General features: G+C 67.2%; 12 protein-coding genes and 1 tRNA gene. 6 read left to right on the forward strand and 7 right to left on the reverse strand.

The window, feature by feature from the left end:
* Positions 1-174 precede the first annotated feature (174 nt).
* Positions 175-699, forward strand: coding sequence for a shikimate kinase (locus Amac_RS48850; RefSeq protein WP_155361263.1), 525 nt, complete (start codon positions 175-177; stop codon positions 697-699).
* 57 nt (positions 700-756) lie between these two features.
* Here Amac_RS48850 and Amac_RS48855 read toward each other — a convergent pair whose 3' ends face one another.
* Complete coding sequence (locus tag Amac_RS48855; RefSeq protein WP_170323040.1) at positions 757-1,221, reverse strand: ATP-binding protein; 465 nt, start codon at positions 1,219-1,221, stop codon at positions 757-759.
* Positions 1,222-1,628: 407 nt separating this feature from the next.
* Between Amac_RS48855 and Amac_RS48860 the strand changes: the two genes are divergently transcribed.
* A complete protein-coding gene (locus tag Amac_RS48860; RefSeq protein ID WP_155361265.1) occupies positions 1,629-3,176 on the forward strand; it encodes a trypsin-like serine peptidase in 1,548 nt (515 codons plus the stop codon).
* A gap of 152 nt (positions 3,177-3,328) precedes the next feature.
* Positions 3,329-4,474: a PP2C family protein-serine/threonine phosphatase gene (locus Amac_RS48865; protein WP_218041730.1), complete on the forward strand. Its 1,146-nt coding sequence runs from the start codon at positions 3,329-3,331 to the stop codon at positions 4,472-4,474.
* Between the two features lie 71 nt (positions 4,475-4,545).
* Here the strand turns inward: Amac_RS48865 and Amac_RS57770 are convergent, their stop codons facing one another.
* Positions 4,546-7,221 carry a glycoside hydrolase family 6 protein gene (locus tag Amac_RS57770; protein WP_170323041.1) on the reverse strand — a complete coding sequence of 892 codons (2,676 nt, stop codon included), beginning with the start codon at positions 7,219-7,221 and terminating at the stop codon, positions 4,546-4,548.
* Between the two features lie 324 nt (positions 7,222-7,545).
* Here Amac_RS57770 and Amac_RS48875 point away from each other — a divergent pair, with 324 nt between their 5' ends.
* A complete protein-coding gene (locus Amac_RS48875; protein ID WP_155361267.1) occupies positions 7,546-8,991 on the forward strand; it encodes a hypothetical protein in 1,446 nt (481 codons plus the stop codon).
* Between the two features lie 36 nt (positions 8,992-9,027).
* On the opposite strand, the gene Amac_RS56985 is transcribed toward Amac_RS48875, so the two are convergent.
* The 5 genes from Amac_RS56985 to Amac_RS48900 all read right to left on the reverse strand — a co-directional run bounded on the left by Amac_RS56985 (position 9,028) and on the right by Amac_RS48900 (position 15,130).
* The gene (locus Amac_RS56985) at positions 9,028-9,966 is read right to left on the reverse strand and encodes an aminoglycoside phosphotransferase family protein (RefSeq protein ID WP_281356418.1); all 939 of its coding nucleotides are present in this window, start codon (positions 9,964-9,966) and stop codon (positions 9,028-9,030) included.
* A gap of 450 nt (positions 9,967-10,416) precedes the next feature.
* Complete coding sequence (locus Amac_RS48885; RefSeq protein WP_155361269.1) at positions 10,417-11,817, reverse strand: hypothetical protein; 1,401 nt, start codon at positions 11,815-11,817, stop codon at positions 10,417-10,419.
* A gap of 334 nt (positions 11,818-12,151) precedes the next feature.
* Complete coding sequence (locus Amac_RS48890) at positions 12,152-12,736, reverse strand: GNAT family N-acetyltransferase (protein ID WP_155361270.1); 585 nt, start codon at positions 12,734-12,736, stop codon at positions 12,152-12,154.
* The gene (locus Amac_RS48895) at positions 12,733-14,205 is read right to left on the reverse strand and encodes an APC family permease (protein WP_155361271.1); all 1,473 of its coding nucleotides are present in this window, start codon (positions 14,203-14,205) and stop codon (positions 12,733-12,735) included. Before Amac_RS48895 ends, Amac_RS48890 begins: the two co-directional genes overlap by 4 nt.
* A gap of 289 nt (positions 14,206-14,494) precedes the next feature.
* Complete coding sequence (locus tag Amac_RS48900) at positions 14,495-15,130, reverse strand: TetR/AcrR family transcriptional regulator (RefSeq protein ID WP_155361272.1); 636 nt, start codon at positions 15,128-15,130, stop codon at positions 14,495-14,497.
* Positions 15,131-15,545: 415 nt separating this feature from the next.
* Between Amac_RS48900 and Amac_RS48905 the strand changes: the two genes are divergently transcribed.
* Both Amac_RS48905 and Amac_RS48910 read left to right on the forward strand, forming a co-directional pair.
* On the forward strand, positions 15,546-16,322 hold the full coding sequence (locus Amac_RS48905; protein ID WP_246269188.1) for a hypothetical protein: 777 nt from the start codon (positions 15,546-15,548) through the stop codon (positions 16,320-16,322).
* Between the two features lie 70 nt (positions 16,323-16,392).
* Positions 16,393-16,466: transfer RNA gene (locus Amac_RS48910), tRNA-Lys, on the forward strand.
* Positions 16,467-16,934 lie beyond the last annotated feature (468 nt).

The raw sequence follows: 16,934 nt of genomic DNA on the forward strand, positions 1-16,934 counted from the left end.
CTTTTGTTCTCCCTCGGGCTCCGCCCGCCCCCGTCATCGCCGTGGTCGCCCGAACGAAGCGGGAAACCGATCCCGGGGTTGTCCCACCCACCCTTTTGTTCTCTCTCGGGCTCTGCCCGGCCCCGTCGGCGCCGTGGTTTCATGCGAGCGCGGTAGTGGGCAGAATGGGCCACTATGCGTGAGATTCCGATCGTGATCGTCGGATTGATGGGAGCCGGGAAGAGCACGGTCGGCCGGTTGGTCGCCGAGGCGCTTGGGCGGGTGGTTCGGGACAGTGACGCCGATCTGGAAGATCGCTACGGGATGACGGCGGCGCAGATCGCGGCCGCGCTCGGTGCCGAGGTGTTGCACGAGCGGGAGTCCGAGGTGTTGCGGGAGGCGCTGGGACGGCGGCCGCCTGAGGTGATCGGCGCGGCGGCCAGCACGGTGGAGGACGCGCGGGCGCGTAGCGCGCTGAAGAGCGCGTTCGTGGTGTTCCTGGATGGATCGCCCGCCCTACTGGCCGAACGGATGCGGTCGTCGGCGCATCGTCCGCATTTCCTGCCGGATCTGGAGCGCATGCTGACCGAGCAGCGCGAGCGGCGGTTGCCGTACTTCCAGGAGGTGGCCGATCTGACGGCGGACGCGACCAGGGTGCCCGAGGAGATCGCCGAAGAGGTGCTGGCGGCGTTTCGAATCAATCAGAAACCCGTCCGATAGACAGCCGCATAGCCGCCGACCAGCCGACTCACCGCCGCGGCTGCCCAGATCACGACTTTAATAGCCGACCGCCGCGTGCGGGCGTGGGGCCATTGGGTGGTTGGCGAAGCCGGTGCCGAGGATGAACCAGACGATTTTGCCGCCGCGTAGGGACTGGACCACGCCCCAGTCGTCGGAGAGCGAGCCGACGATCAGGAGGCCGCGGCCGTCGGTGGAGTCGGGGGCGGGGTCGCGCTGGCGGGGGACGCCGTCGCCGGTGTCGAAGATCTCGCCGTATACCCAGATGCCGTTGCTGCACAGCCGGAGCGCGAACGCGGTGCCAGCGTGGCGGATGACGTTGGTGACCAGCTCGCTGACGATGACCGTGCAGTCGTCCACGAGGCCGTCGGTGCCCCAGCGCTCGAGTTCGCGGCGGACCAGCGCGCGGGCGCCGCGCACGCTCGAACCGACGGCGGGGAGCAGGCATTCCGCCGTTCTGGTCGGGCCCGGGTCCAGCGCCACGGTGGCGAAGGGGAGAGTCACGTAAGCCTCCTTGGCATGGGAGCGCTCCCATAACCAAGGTACGGCACCCTGATCGGCTATGTGAATTCCTCGCTACGAGATTGTTACCTGTCAATTGCCCCGACAATCTCCACCAGCCCTGTCAGACCCCCCAAAGCCGCAGGTCAGCCCAGACCACCCCCTCGACGGCGATGGCGCGCGACACTCCCCCAGGTACATGAAAGTAGCTGAAACACTGCATTCCGCGATCGGAGCAGATTAGACGGCAACCACCGCCATCCGGTTCCACGGAAAAATGTGATCTGGGTCACAGATTCCTGGGATTTCCCTGACTTGCGGAAACGTCACCGGTAGGGTCCCTGACAATCCATTTACTGACGGATGGGGCGCATGTGACGTTCCACGCCAGAGCAAGGGGGATCCAGCACGTGAACCGCACCCTCACCCTCGGTGCCGCCTCCGGCCTGCTGGCCGCCGCGCTGATCGCCGTCCCCGCGCACGCGGACCCGACGTACATCGAGAAGGAAGTTCTGGCCGGTTCCAGCCAGGCGCAGGCCATCGCCTATTTCTGGGACAAGGCACAGCTTCAGGACGCGACGCCGTACAACGTGGAGACCACGGTGGCGGCCAAGCACGTCTCGACCGGCGGCCCGGCGGCCTCCAGCAAGCCGGGAACCGTGCCCGCGATCGGCGACGAGAAGAAGTCCAGCAGCACGACCAAGAACGTGAACCTGCCCAGGACCACCGGCAAGGTGTTCTTCATGGGCGCCGACGGCAAGCCGCACTGGTGCTCGGGCACCTCGGTGCAGTCCAAGTACCGCAACGTGGTGGCCACCGCCGGGCGTTGCGTCTACGACACGGTCAGCAACAAGCTCACCCTCGAACACTGGGTCTTCGTGCCCGGTTACTACCAGGGCAAGACGCCGTGGGGCATCTACGTGGGCAAGACCGCCTACACCCACTACGACTTCGACGTGTACGAGGACGGCGACCGCGACTACGCCTTCGTCACGGTCTACAACGGCGTGCAGCTCACCGGCGACAAAGAGGTCGACAAGAAGGCGTACGACGCCTGGAAGGGCGCCAAGAAGATCCTCGCCGAGGAGGTCACCAAGGCCGAGTTCGAGGAGAAGTACACCGACGGCGGCCCGTACTGGAAGAAGACGCTGTCCCCGGTGACCTCCCCCGTGGACCCGCCCAAGGACAGCTTCACCCAGGCCGAGGCGGAGAAGTACTACACCGAAGGCGTGGACGGGGTGAAGCTGACCACCGAGTCGGTGTCCCTGGCCGCCTACAACGCCGCCCCCGCCGGCACGAACGCGCTCAAGAACGGCGAGAAGTGCCCGAGCTGGTGCGGCCCGGACAGCGGCACCTGGTACCCGATCGACGAGAAGACCTACAACGAGCTCAAGGCCGACGCCGCATTCAAGGGCGAGCTCAAGAAGGTCGACCCCGGGCAGTACTTCAAGCGTGAGTGGTTCATCAAGAAGTGGGTGAAGACCTCCACTCCCGAGGTCTACTACAAGGACCACTACATCATCCGCGGCCTGGAGGACGTCGGCCGTCTGGGCGACCGGGTCGGCGGCCAGGGCCTGGCCTACAACCAGAAGATCGGCAAAGCGCACTTCATCTTCGGTTACCCGAGCGGCTCCCACCCGGACGGCAACCACGCCTTCTCCGGCAACACCCTCAAATGGTCGTACGGCAAGACCTTCGCGGCGGCCTCGGCGGAGATCAAGGCCGAGGAACTGGTCGGCATCAAGTCCTCCTTCACCGGGCAGGGCGCGCTCGGCTCCGCCTGGCTGGCGGGTTACAAGAACGCCCGCCGCCTCGGCTACCTGAACGGGGTCACGATCGCGGTGGCCGACCGGGACGGAAACAAGCGCATCGACACCTCGGTCTCCCCCTATTTCGACGGCGAGACATACGGCGTTTACAAATCGGCTGCCAACGTTTGGTCCGGCTCAATCGTCTAAGCAGGTGACTCAACGCCCGTGCTCTTCTGGGGCACGGGCGTTGTGCGTTGTGTTTTGCGGGTGCAGAGGGTTATCGGGACTTCGCATCTCAGGCTGGATCGTGAAGTATGGTCGCAAGCGCAGATGACATGCGATTGAAGGGGATTCTCCGGATGCCGCTTCACCTCGCCGGGCTGTTCAGCCCGCGCCGGGGTCGGCGCCGGGCGGCGGGGGCTCGCACGGCGCTGGCTCTCAGCGTGCTGCCCTACATCATGATGCTGATCGTCACCGTGGTGGAGGCGGTCACCGGCCCGGACAAGGGCTTCCTGCCCCTGCTCGCGGTGGGGCCCGCGTTCGCCAGCCTCACCGGCGGGGTCCGGCGCACGCTGATCGTGGGTTTGACCGCGTTAGTGCTGGCGGTGGCGCTCTCGGCGTACAACTCGCTGGAGGTGAGCCGCGCCTATGTCACGGCCGGATCCATCGCGGGGGTGACGGCGGCCAGCGCGCTGGCCACGGTCGGTCGGCGGCGCAGGGAGAAGGAGCTGGCCAGCGTGCGCTCGGTGGCCGAGGTCGCGCAGCGGGTGCTGCTGCGGCCGGTGCCGCGCCGGGCCGCGCACATGCGGATGGCGGTCTCCTACACCTCCGCGATGGCCGCGGCGCACATCGGCGGCGACCTGTACGAGGTGGTGACCGCGCCCGCCGGGGTGCGCGTGATCGTCGGCGACGTGCAGGGCAAGGGCCTGGAGGCGGTGGAGACCGCCGCGCTGGTGCTGGGCGCCTTCCGGGAGGCGGCACACGACGAGAAGGATCTCCAGGGCGTCAGCGCCCGGCTGGAGAAGGCGCTCAACCGGCGGCTGTCCGGCGAGGAGTTCGTCACCGCGGTGCTGGCCGAGGCCAATCCCGAAGAGACCACCATGACCCTGCTCAACTACGGCCATCCGGCGCCGCTGGTGATCCGGGCCAGCGGGGAGATCGAGTGGGCCGAGCCGGGAGACCATGTGCCGCCGCTCGGCCTGGCCGCTCTCGGCCCTGAGGGGCCGGTTCCCTACGGCGTACGGTTCGAGCCCGGCGACCAGATCCTGCTCTACACCGACGGTGTGGTGGAGGCCCGGGATCAGTGGGGCGCCTTCTATCCGCTGGCCGACCGGGTCTCCCTGCTGAAGGACGAGGATCCGGAGGCGGCGCTGGAAGCGCTGCGGCGTGATCTGATCGCGCACATCGACGGGACTCCCAAGGACGACGCCGCGATGCTTCTGCTCCGCTGCCGCGAGCCCGTGTTACCAGATGGACTCGCGGCAGACGGAACCTCTCAGGTATGAGTCGTGGTCCTGCCGAGGAGGACCCCCAACCGCGGCAGGACCACGACGATCAATCGGCTACAGCGCGTCCCTTAAAGGGGCGGGTACGCGTTCTGCAGCAGCTGGCGGAACTGGGCCGAGAACCAGTGCCCGGACAGCGGCGAGTTGGCCAGTGCGCCGGTGGCGCTGTTGCCGTTGCGCTCGTTGCCACCGTAGGTCGGGTCACACATCCGGTCGAAGCCCTTGCCCTCGTCGTTCGGGATGGCAGAGCTGGAACCGTCCGACTCGCCCGGAGGCTTGATCCACACGTAGGCGTCGATACCGGTGGCGGGGTTCGCCCGCGGCCGCTCGCCCAGACCCGCGCCGCTCTGGTTGCACCAGTTGCCGGCGTGGATGCGCCGGTCGATGCGGGACTGGTTGACGAAGGTGTTCAGGTCCGTCGAGGTGCTCGGACCGGTCGGCCGCGCCGAGCCGCCCCAGCCGTTGCGGGAGGTGTCGATCAGCATGCCGATGTTGGACGAGAAGCCGTCCTGGATCAGCCGCTGGCGGAACGCCTGCGCGAAGCTGAGCTCGTCGATGTAGAAGTTCCAGTCCACCCAGCTCGACTGGCGGATCTGCTGGCCGTTCACCGTGCCGTTGACCGTGAAGTACGGCTCGGTCAGCGCGGAGTAGTTGGCGGTGTTGGTGATGAAACCGTCAACCGTGGCGCGACCACCGGTGGCGCTGTTGGCGGTGGAGGAGAACAGCTGCGAGGACGGGCCGAAGTTGGTGTCCCAGCCCAGCCAGCCGTGGTGCCCGGCGTCGACGTAGTTGTAGACGTTCGGGATCGCGTGCAGCTTGCCGAGGGCGTAGGCCACACCCTGGACGTAGGCGCCGGTCTGCTGCGCCTCCTGGCACTTGGCCACGTTGGTGTTGGTGATCAGGTTGGGCAGCGAGTCGATCTCGATGATCGCCGCGATGCGGAGCGGGGCGTACTTCGGGTCCGCCATGATGGCGGCGATGACGTCGATGTACTCGGTCTTGTAGCGGTTGAGGCCGTTCTGCGCGATCAGCAGCTCGCCGTTGGAGGCGAGGGCCGAGCAGTCACGGTTGGGCAGGTTGTAGATGACGACCTGGATGATCGTCTTGGTGGCGCCGTTGGCGGCGTCCTGCTGCAGGGCCAGGTCCAGGTGGTCCCTGAGGCCCTTGCTGTTGCTGCCGGCCGAGCCGGAGGTGATCGCGGCGATCCGGTCCAGCCAGACACCGGTGGACACGTTGGCGACCGCGGAGCCGCCGGGCTCGGAGGCGGCCTGAGCCGACCAGTCCGGGTTCACGTAGCCGGTGGCGCCGGCGAACGGGTTGTCCTGGTGCGGCTCGTACGTGCCGGGGGTGGTGTCGTTGTCGACCTCGGTCGCGGTGACCGAAACCGACGTCAGACCAGTCGAAGCCACGGTGATCGTGCGGGTGCCGTTGGTCTGGTCCGTGTCCTCGGCCGCCGCGAGGGTCACGTTCTGCGGGGTGGCGAAGTTGGCGGGAGTGAAGGTCAGCGAAGCGCCGGCGGACACGGTCAGGTTGGCGTCGCCACCGGACGCGGCGGTGTTGGTCACCGTCACGTTGGCCGAAGGCGCGATGGCCAAACGCACCGAGTACGTCGCCGTGCCACCCTCGGGCACGCCCACGCTGGTCGGGGTGACCACGAGCGACTGCGTCCCGGTCGTGTCGTTGTCAGCCTCGGTCGCGGTGACCGAAACCGAGGTCAGACCAGCCGAAGCCACGGTGATGGTCCGGGTGCCGTTGGTCGTGTCGGTGTCCTCCGCTGCCGCGAGGGTCACGTTCTGCGGAGTGGCGAAGTTGGCCGGGGTGAAGGTCAGGCTGGCGCCACCGGAGACGGTCAGGTTGGCGTCGCCACCGGACGCGGCGGTGTTGGTCACCGTCACGTTGGCCGAAGGCGCGATGGCCAGCCGCACCGAGTACGTCGCCGTACCGCCCTCGGGCACACTCACGCTGGTCGGGGTGACCACGAGCGACTGCGTCCCGGTCGTGTCGTTGTCAGCCTCGGTCGCGGTGACCGAAACCGAGGTCAGACCAGCCGAAGCCACGGTGATGGTCCGGGTGCCGTTGGTCGTGTCGGCGTCCTCGGACGCGGCCACGGTCACGTTCTGCGGTGTCTGCCAGTTGGCGCTGGTGAACGTCAGCGAGGCGCCACCGGACACGGTCAGGTTGGCGTCACCGCCGCTCGCCGCGGTGCTGGTCACCGTCACGTTGCTGGTCGGCTGGGCGTTCAGGCGCACCGAGTAGGTGGCGGTGCCGCCCTCGGGCACGCTCACACTGGTCGGCGTGACCACCAGCGACTGGGTGGGCTGGGGGTTGGAGCCGGTGCAGGGGGTGCCGTTCAGCGAGAACGCGGTCGGGTTGGTGCTGCTCGAGCTGAAGGTGAAGTTGGCGCCGGGCTGCACGACCGCGTTGGCGGCCAGGTTCGGGGCGTACGACGGGGCGTCGATGGTGATGTTCGAGCCGGACTGGGACCAGGTGCCTTCCCAGCCGTTCTGGAGCGACTGGCCGGCGGCGACGGTGTAGGTGATCCGCCAGTTGGAGACCGGGTCGCCGAGGTTCTGGAGCCGGACCTGGGCGCCGAAGCCGTTGCCGCCTTCCCACGTCTTCGTGAAAGTGACCTGACAGGCCACCGCGGCGTTCGCGGCAGTCGGACTGGCGACGAGCCCGACTCCGGCGAGTAGCGTTACCGCTACAGCCGTGAGGGCTCTTCGCCAGGAACTCTTGTGGGGTCCCATGTGTGTTTCTCCTTGACGAAACTGATTACGAACCTTGGGAGCGCTCCCAACATCCGTTCGTTTCGTCTGGATGTACAGCATGTTTCCTCACGGCGGCGAATCTCAAACGTCCCACCTGCGCCTGGACTGCTTAAAGTGGTCATCTGTCCGATAAATCCGATGAAAAGTTCAGAGCTCGGGGAGTGACGGGCGTTGCACAGAATGTCACGGTCGCTTCGCGGGTATTGCGGTGAGGGCTCGCGAGCGCTTCAATGACGGGACCGAGAGAGCGCTCTCTCGGGGCTTTCTGAACCACTTCCTGACCCCCGCACGTGGAGCCGCCCAGTGTCTTCCCCCTTCTTATCTCGCCGCCTCTTCGTCGCCGCCTCGGCCGCCTCGGCGGTGGCGCCCTTCGTTCTGTCCGGTACGGCGTCCGCGTCCACCGGCGACCTCGTCGATCATCGTCTGGGTGGGTCCGTCGATCGGGCCTTCGGGTATCTGAACGCCGTTCTCGACGGGTACCAGCAGGGGTCCGGGCTGCGGCTGGCGCAGAGCTACAACAACGAGTCGGGGTTGATGACCACGGCGTTCGTGTACGACAACGCGCTGGCCGTCATCGCCTATCTGAGCCGGCCGAGCAGGGAGAACGTGCGGCGGGCGAAGGTCATCGGGGATACGTTCCTGTGGATTCAGAACAACGATGAGACGTTTACTGACGGGCGGGTGCGGCAGGCGTACGCGGCCGGGCCGATGTTGTTCTACGGGGGTGGGCCGGAGTTTTCCGGGGTTCAGCGGGCGGATGGGAAGGCGGCCTTCCTGTGGCCGTTCGGGTTCGGGGGGTCGGCGGTCGGGGATGTGGCCTGGACGGCGCTGGCGCTGGCGCGGCTGTATGAGCGGACTCGGGAGCGGAAGTATCTGGATGGGGCGGTGACGCTCGGGGAGTGGATTGTGGGCAACAGCGTCTCGCCGTACAGGTATGGGGGGTATCTGGGCGGGGTGCAGGGGGACGGCACGACCAAGCAGCGGTGGTGTTCCAGCGAGCACAACATCGACGTGTACGCGCTGTTCCGCGGGCTGGCCAAGTTCACCGGGGATCGGGTGTGGAAGACCAGGGCGCGGGTGGCGGAGGACTTCCTGGACGCGATGTGGAATCCGCAGGGGCGGTTCTACTGGACGGGGACGAAGGGGGCTAATCCGGCGGACGATCCCAATGAGATCAATCCCAGTCCGGTTCCGGAGGACGTACAGACCTGGGCTTATCTGGCGCGCGGGGATCGGGGGCGGGCGGTGGACTGGACGGCGGACGCGCTGGCGACCACCGATCGCGGGGGCGTGTCGGAGAACTCGCAGCTGCCCGCGGGGTACGCGGTGTCCGGGGTGACGTTCAGCGATGTGTCGAAGACGCTGACCGGCCCCGTGCCGAATGGGACGGGGAACAACAATCGGGACGCCGTCTGGTTCGAGGGCACCGCGCACCTCGCGGCGGCGCTGGTGGCTCGGGGCGATCGGGGGAAGGCGCGGGGTTACCTAGGGCAGATCGCGTCCGGGCAGGCCGCTCTGGGCGCGGGCCAGACCATCGGCCTGACCACCGACCCGAACGGCGGCCGCCTCTCCAATCCGGGCGAAGGCGGCACATGGACCGGCACCGCCCTACCCGCACGCTCCGGCGTCGTCGCCGCGTCCAGCGCGTTCGACACCGGATTCGGATTCGGCTACTTCCAGAACCAGCACGTCGGAGCCACGAGTTGGTACCTCATGGCCGCACTCGGCTCCAACCCCTACCGGTTCTGACCAGCCGGGCCGGGGGCCCCGGCGCGGGCCCCCGGCTCACCCCGCGCTCGCCAGCGCGGCGCGGATCTCCGACGCGGCGTCTCCCGCGTGGTAGCGGCGCTCGGTCTGCTCGATGCCGTCCATGAACTCCTGATAGCGGATGGCGTAGTACAGGCGCGCCAGCGGCTCGGCCAGGACGACCGCCCGTTCCGGGTCCGCGCCTGGCAACGCGTCCGCCCACGCCTTCACCCATGTTTCGGTCACCTGCTCCCGGCGCTCCTCCGGGGCGAAGTCCCGCAACCGCAGCCCGTCCAGCGCGGGGTGCCCGAAATGACAGTCGGCGAAGTCCACGACCACGCCGCGCCGCCCGTCCCACCGCCAGTTTCCTGGGTGAAAATCCCCATGCACCACGGTGTACGGCAGTCCGCACGCCTCCAACGCGGCGACCAGGTCCGGCAGCTTCCGCACGAGCCCGCGCGCGTCCCGGAGCTCGTCCGCGGTGAGTTCCTCCGCCAGGTCCCCGTCGAGGAGCTTGGTCGCGAGGGCCGGCGAGGTGCGATCCGCGAGTCCGGCCGAGGCCGCCCGGCCGGCGAGCCTGACCTGTGCCGCGACCATGCGGGGCACCATGTGGTCGACCGCGTCCTGCGGCGCGCCCCAGCAGTCCTCCCCCGGGGCGTGCCCGAGCAGCACCCATCTCCGCTCCGGATCCGCGTCGATCAGGCGCGGCACGATGTCGGGGACAACGCTTCCGAAAAGACCGATAGCGCTGGACTCACAAGCCGCGAACCCCGGCGTCGCCTTGAACCAGACCGCCTCGACATCCCCCTCCACCCGGATCCTGAAAAGTCCGGACAGATTCCAGGTCTTCACCTGCTCGACCCACCCCATCGGCACGAGCCCCGCCCGGCGAATCGCCCCCTCCGCCCAGGCCAATCCCGCCCGAACCCCATCAGCGGTCGCCCACTCCGCCCGCTTCCCATCCGTCGCCAGAACCAACCCCCGAGCAACTTCAAACGCAGAACCACCCACTCCCTGAAGCCCCCCGAAAGAATCCCCACCCAACACCTTCACGGAGTCTCCGCCCAATGCCTTCGCAGGATCTCCAGGCAACACGTCCGCAGGATCGCCACGCAACGCCTCCGCGTGATAAATCACGTGCCCACCCCGCGACCAGCCACCCCCCTCCACATCCAGCAACCGCAAAACCACCACCGGCCGACCCAAGAGATCCGACAAGTGCGCCGAAACCGGCTCAACATCAGCCCACCAAGGACTCTCCACCGAAAAGGGGCCGACTCCCCCAAGAACGCGACCCCCACCACTAACCACCACACTCACCAAACGCTCCACGAACCAAGTCTGCCGACCCCCCACATCCCCCCGCCAAACAATTTCCCCGCCCTATCTCCAACCCATGACACGGGGTTCTCCGGAGAACCACGTTGGTTAGGAACGGGAACCGGGGAGGAGGTCTGTGAGGTTTTTGAGGTTGCCGGTGCGGTTGCCGTTGCCTGGGTCGATCCAGGCGATGACGGAGAGGAGTAGCCAGGTGACGGCGACGGGGAGGACCTGGTCCACGATCTTGTCGGGGATTATGGAAGTTGTGGTGCGGAGCAGGAGGTAGATGGTCAGGGGGGCGATCGCTACAAGGATTCCGCCGACGATCCTGAGCGACACCCGTAACCGGGAGTGAGGGATCACCTGAATGTCGGCGCGGGCGAGTCGTTCCCAGTCGCCGTCGACGATCGGGACGACCGCGGGCACCAGCCGGGCGGCCATCTCGGCCGGGGGGATGCGCTGGTTGAGCAGGAACTCCATCTTCAGTTCGCGCAACCGGGCCGCCATGCCACGACAGCGCTCACTTATGATCCGGTCCCCCATGGGATCCCAGGTCGGAAGCTGGCGCGGGAGATACCGTTCAACCACCCGAGCCAGGGACTCCAGATGTGACGCGGTAACAACGGGATCCCCGAACGGGTACGCCTGCCCGAGCGCCGAACGTTCCTCCAGCGGCAGATGCGCCTCCTCCATCCGCAACCCGAACCAGAGCAAGGTCTGCACGATCTCACCAATGGCCCACACACTGTTCTTACGCCGCTGAAAAACACTCGATATCAGGTATGTCAGGATGAAAACCGCGCCGGCCACGAGCATCACCACCAGCGCCGTCCAGAGCCCGGCCCACAGGCCTCTGGCCCAGCCGGGCCCGGTGCCCCGGTCAACCGCCAGCGCCCCCATCGCCACCGCACCCACGATGATCAAATAGATCGCGGCCCGGGTGCGAATCCGTCGGATCTCCAGCGCGGCCAGCGCAACGAACGCCACGACCAGGCCCAGCACGCTCACCAGCAGCAGGGTGCCCGTCACGGCCAGCCACCCGGCATCCGTCCACGGGCCGTACAGCAGCAAACCGGAGACGAGCAGGAAGGCCAGGCCGAGCAGCCAGGTGCGCCGCGACAGCATGAAGTCCAGATGGCGAAGTGCGCCCGACAACCCGCCTAGCGTGAACAGGGCACCTAACGCGATATGGGCGATCGCCCAGCCGGCAGGCGGCGTGGCGACGGAGAGCACCATGATCACAGTGGCGGCCACCGGCAGCAGCGGCCAGATGGCGACGTAGTAGACGGCGTCGCGGTATCGGTCGATGACGTCCAGCCAGGCCTGGCGGGCATTCGTCTGCCGGACCCACCACTCGCAGTCGGCCTTGATCCGCTCACGGTCGACGTCGTCGATCAGCCGGGTCTCGGCCAGGTAGCCGAGCATCGCGGTGTCGTACATCTTGAGCTTCTCCGCGTAGAGGTCGCGAACGGGCGCGACCAGCGGCAAGCTGAGCAGCCATTCACCCACGGGCGGCACAGCCGATGGCGCAACGCTCTGGCCCACGACGTCTCCCATTTTCGGTGGAGTCGACTGATGGTACTGAGCGAGTTTCGCGTCAGAACAGTCGCAGATCCGCCGCCGGGTCATCCGGATCTCAGAGATTCGCCGGTCACGCGGTGAGAATTATCACGATCTCGAGGCGGAATATCCGCCGTTCTGGACAGCGACCCGCGACAACGTTGCCGACTTTATCGCGCAGCTATTCCGCGGATTATCGCGTGCTCAACGCCGTCACCGGTATTCAGCTCGACGAACGGTGAAGAGGGCACCCGGCCTCGTTGACGGATGCCCGTTGTGCTGTTCAGGCGCTCGGGGCGCGCCACATCGGGTACATGACCGGCCCGTCGGGCAGGCGGAGCAGTTCCGGCATGTCCACGTATCCATGGCGAAGATAGAGCCGGCGGCTGTCGGCGCTGCTGGCCTCCAGGTAGGCGGGCATGCCTTCGGCGTCCAGCCGCTGGTGGTGCTCGCGCAGCAGCTGGCTGCCCAGGCCGCGACCCATCCGCCCCTTCACCAGCGCGATGAACGCCAGGTAGTGGTGCGGCTCGTGCGGATGGATCTTCTCCATCTGCTCCCCGAGGATGCCGAACCGCCCGGCGTGCTCCCCGGCGAACGAGGCCACCGCCTCATCATGTCCGGGAATTTCGGGGTACGGCGCGGTGAACCAGACCGCGACTCCGGCGAGTTCGCCCGACTCGTGGATGCCGTACACATCGCCGTGATCGAGGGCGTGGGCCGCGTACATGGTGAAGAAAGCCCGCTGGATCGGCGGGCGATCCGCCACCGGCGGGATGAGCCAGGTCGAGATCGCGTCCATGCCGAAGGTGTCGGCGATGACCCCGCCGACCACGGCGGCGTCGGTCATCCGGGTGATCTCGGCGGTCACTTCGAGGCTCCGGTGACGGCCCTGGCGCCAAGGCCGATGTTGGCGTACACGTCTGGCTTGGTGGCCTTGAGCACGCGCGCCCAGACGATTCCGAAGATGATCGCGACCACGAAGATGCCGGGCAGCACCCAGCGGATCGGCTCGTCGGGCGCGACGCCGAGAACCGTGTCGAAGTTGACCAGGGTCAGCCCGATGATCGTGCACAGCGCCATCGCCGCCAGCGCCGGAGCGATCTTCGTCCGCCACGTCGTCTCCTCCGCGGGGCGCCGCGCGAAGAACGCGATCACCGCGATCGAGGTGACCGTGAGCAGGGTCAGCAGGCCGAGACCGCCGAACGCGCCGAAAGTGAAGAACAGCTTGGTGAGCGGGTCGAGGCCGAGCACCGCGTAGATGGCGATCACGATGAGCCCGAGCGCCGTCTGCAGCAGCGACCCGGCCACCGGCGCGCTCGTCCGGGCCGAGGTGCGCCCGAAGACGGACGGCAGCACGTTCTCCCGGCCCAGCGCGAAGATGTAGCGGGCCGTGGTGTTGTGGAAGGCGATCATGCAGGCGATGCTGCTGGTCACGAACAGCACCGAGCCGAGGGTGGCGATGGGGGAACCCAGGTGGGCGGCGGCCTGGTTGAAGATCAGTTCCGTGCCCTGCTGGGTCGACTGCGCGACGATCCCGTCCACCCCGGTGGGCACGGTCAGCGCCCAGGCGGAGAACGCGTAGAGCACCGCGATGATCGCGATGCCCGCGTAGGTGGCGAGGGGCACGGTCCGGTTCCGATCCTTGGACTCCTCGGCGAACACCACCGACGACTCGATCCCGGCGAACCCGGCGACCACGGTGGCCAGCGCGGCGCCGACCCCGGGGACGATCAGCGCGCCCGGGGAGAAACCCTCGAAGCTGACCCCGCCGGGCGCGGCGTTGAACAGGTTGCCGATGTCGAACACGAGGACGACGGCGATCTCGCTGAGCAGCAGCACCATGAGGATCCTGCCGTTGACGTCCACCCGCAGCACCCCGAGCAGGCCGGTCAGCGCCCAGGTCACCAGTGCGATCACCCACCACGCGGGCGAACCGCCGAACCAGTCCACGAGCAGCGGCTCGGCGGCTAACCCGATGATCCCGTAGAGCCCCAGCTGCAGGGCGTTGTAGGCGAGCAGGGCCACCCAGGCGGTCGCCACACCCGCCGTGCGGCCAAGCCCTTGAGCGGCGTACGCGTAGAAGGCCCCCGCGTTCACCACGTGCCTGGCCATCGTCACGTACCCGACCGCGAAGAGCGCGAAGATCCCGCCCAGCAGCAGGAACGCCAGCGGCACGCCGATGACGCCCGTCACGGTGTACGCCGTCGGAACCGAACCGGCGACGACCATCAGCGGCGCCGCCGCCGAGACGACGAAGAACACGACTGACGGCACACCGAGCCGGTCCTCGGCCAGCGCGGCGGATACCGCACTCGGTCTTGGTTGTGTGAGGGACATCCAGAACTCCAGGAATATGGGGGGAAGTGTTGATGTTTCTGGAGCGCCCGCGAATCGTCAGGATCGGCGGTGAACGCGGGATCGCCGTCGCGCATGGCGAAGAACGGGCCATCGGCGGACGACCCGGCCAGGAAGATCAGCTTCAGCCACGAAGGGCGATGCTATAGGCGAAATGCTAAATCTGTCATTAGGCGAAGGGAATTCTATTTCCTTCGCCTATGTAGCGCGGGTGTACCGGAATGTCACACATCTGAAACAGAGCGCCATCAGCCCACGACGCAATGTCATTTCATGGAGTGGCATCCTCAGGCAGGGAGAGTACGCGCTGAGTCAGCTGATGCAGGTGCCCGCGGAACCGGGCCAGCTCCTCCGCCGAGTCGGGCCCGACCCGCTCCCCCTCGAGATCCAGGACGCCACCCTGCACGAACCCGTGCACGCACCACACGAGCGTCCACACGCAGTACTCCATGTCGACGCCGGAGCCGACGAACCCGTCAGTCACCGCCTGTTCGAGGACCCGGGTGGCCATGGTGATCAGAGGCTGGGAGAACTGGCGCTCCAGACCGGTGAGGTCGGCCGCGTCGTAGAGCCAGCGGTGGATCCACAGCGCCGGGAATTCGGGGTGCTCGACGCAGAAGTCCAGATACCTATCCACAATCGTGTGGATCGCGGCCGCCGCCTGGGCCGCGTCGGCGACCACGACACCGGTGATGGCGGGCCCCATGGCCTCGGTCTCGATCCGGTACGCGCGCTCGATGACCGCGAGATAGAGGTCGCGCTTGTCCCCCGTGAAACCGACCTTGACCGGGTCGATCCCGAGGGCATCGGAGATCTGCCTGAGGGTAGTCGAGTCGTACCCGAGCGCGGCGAACAGTCTCGTCGCGCCCTGCAGGAGGGTCTCCATCTGCGGCTCCCGGTCGATCATGTTAAATCCAGTCCACCACCCAACGGGTCACGCCACGGCAAAACAGCTCCCATCGGACCATCAACGCCCGGAGCCAGTTATGGACTCGGAACACCTGGCGGTGCCTTTACCCTCCCGGGCTGGTGGTTGACGTTCTTCCGGTGAACTAGGGGTTCGGCGTCGTCCTTGGGATGCGAAGGGAGATCTTAAGGGCGTTTTGGGGTGTTTCATTTGCTCTGTCATGACTTGGTGGGTAGAGTCCAGTTCGTTACTGAGTGGTGACCTTCCTACGGGAGCCGCTTGGCGCCGAGTCCGGCGGAGCCGTCCAGGCCCTGCCGGAGCCGGGAACCTCCGGTAGGCACGCCCGTGCCCCAGCCTGCCCTTGCCCCTCGCAGGTCCGATCGAACGGGACGCACGCGGCCGCCCCTGTCGTCTCATGAAAGACCCCTTCTTCATGACCCGCATCTCCGATCTGTTCCAGCACCCCGCCCTGCGCGAGTTCGCCGCCAACGTCAAGAAGGCCGATCTGCGCGAGCTCATGGCCAAGGTCAAGAGCGCCGATCCGCGCGAGCTCGCCGACCGGCTCAAGACCGCCGACCCGCTCAACATCTCCGGCGTGCTGGAAAACCTCGCGCAGCTTCGGGACACCCGCGCCACCGTGGCCATCGCCACCATCGCCGTGCTCACCGTCTCCGCCGTCGGCACCGCCTCCGCCATGTCGGCCCCCGACACCGCCCCCGTCGCGGCCTTCCAATCCACCGATATGGCCCAGAACTTCGAGACCACCGCGAAGGCCGCCAAGGCCCTGCACATGGGCAAGACCACCGCGTCCTACTTCTGGGACGACTCCTCCGGCCGCGCCGGGGACACCGGCATGCCCGCCATCGGCAAGCCCATGCAGCGAGGCCTCGCCGCCAGCCCCAGCTGGCCCCTCGGCACCGAGGGCTACGTCACCTATAACGGCAAAACCGTAAAATTCTTCATCGGCGACCGCGGCCCCGGCAAACCCTCCGAGCGCGGCGTCATGCTCGACCTGGACGCCAAGACCTTCGCCGACCTGACCCAGGGCATCTTCGACCCGGCCACCCTGACCGTGAAGAACAACGGCGGCTTCGGCCACATCGACATCACGTACAAGATCACCAAGTGGGGCCCCGGCGTCGGCAAGAAGGGCGCCCCCGTCCCCTTCTCCACCGGCGCCTGGAAGTCCTGACCCCCACCCCACCCGGCGTCCCTTTCGATGTGCGACCACCCACCTGGGACTGCTATCGTTACGGACGCAAGCGCCGCTAGCTCAGTTGGTTAGAGCAGCTGACTCTTAATCAGCGGGTCCGGGGTTCGAGTCCCTGGCGGCGCACCCGGAAGAACCCCAGTTCACATGCCGTGAGCTGGGGTTTCTTTATTTGGTATCTAGTCTTATCGGCCTTGCGGGGGCCGATAACTCGCGCAGCGCATGGAGCAGATGGCGCCTGTTCCAGATGAGGGTGCGATCCAGCAGCTCGTCCCGACAGGTCCCCACACGGTGGAGGCGGCGACCTTGATCCCGAGTGCGGCCAGCTCGGGTCCTCCGGCGTGAATGCGGGCTTGACCACCTGCCGTTGCAACACCGTCACCTGATGCCGGAGCACCAAGATTTCGAGCTCCTTGTCCCGATCACTCCTGTGGAGCAGCCGCAGGAAGGAGAAGGTGTTCGTCACGGCAAGGTAGGCCAAGCGCACCAACATGGCCACCCATCATGCCGTGGCGACGCATGCCGCGGCTCTCCCCGGCCCCGAGCCATGCGAATACCGATCATGCCTGCGACCTGCACGGATGGATTTTCGGC

Origin of the sequence: Acrocarpospora macrocephala, from assembly GCF_009687865.1 — a bacterium.
Lineage (GTDB): Bacteria > Actinomycetota > Actinomycetes > Streptosporangiales > Streptosporangiaceae > Acrocarpospora > Acrocarpospora macrocephala.

Bases quoted from the DNA above. Each gene is read 5' to 3' on its own strand.
- Amac_RS48850 (WP_155361263.1), top strand. From the start codon at position 175: ATGCGTGAGATTCCGATCGTGATCGTCGGATTGATGGGAGCCGGGAAG.
- Amac_RS48865 (WP_218041730.1), top strand. From the start codon at position 3,329: ATGCCGCTTCACCTCGCCGGGCTGTTCAGCCCGCGCCGGGGTCGGCGC.
- Amac_RS57770 (WP_170323041.1), bottom strand. From the start codon at position 7,221: ATGGGACCCCACAAGAGTTCCTGGCGAAGAGCCCTCACGGCTGTAGCG.
- Amac_RS48895 (WP_155361271.1), bottom strand. From the start codon at position 14,205: ATGTCCCTCACACAACCAAGACCGAGTGCGGTATCCGCCGCGCTGGCC.
- Amac_RS48900 (WP_155361272.1), bottom strand. From the start codon at position 15,130: ATGATCGACCGGGAGCCGCAGATGGAGACCCTCCTGCAGGGCGCGACG.
- Amac_RS48905 (WP_246269188.1), top strand. From the start codon at position 15,546: ATGAAAGACCCCTTCTTCATGACCCGCATCTCCGATCTGTTCCAGCAC.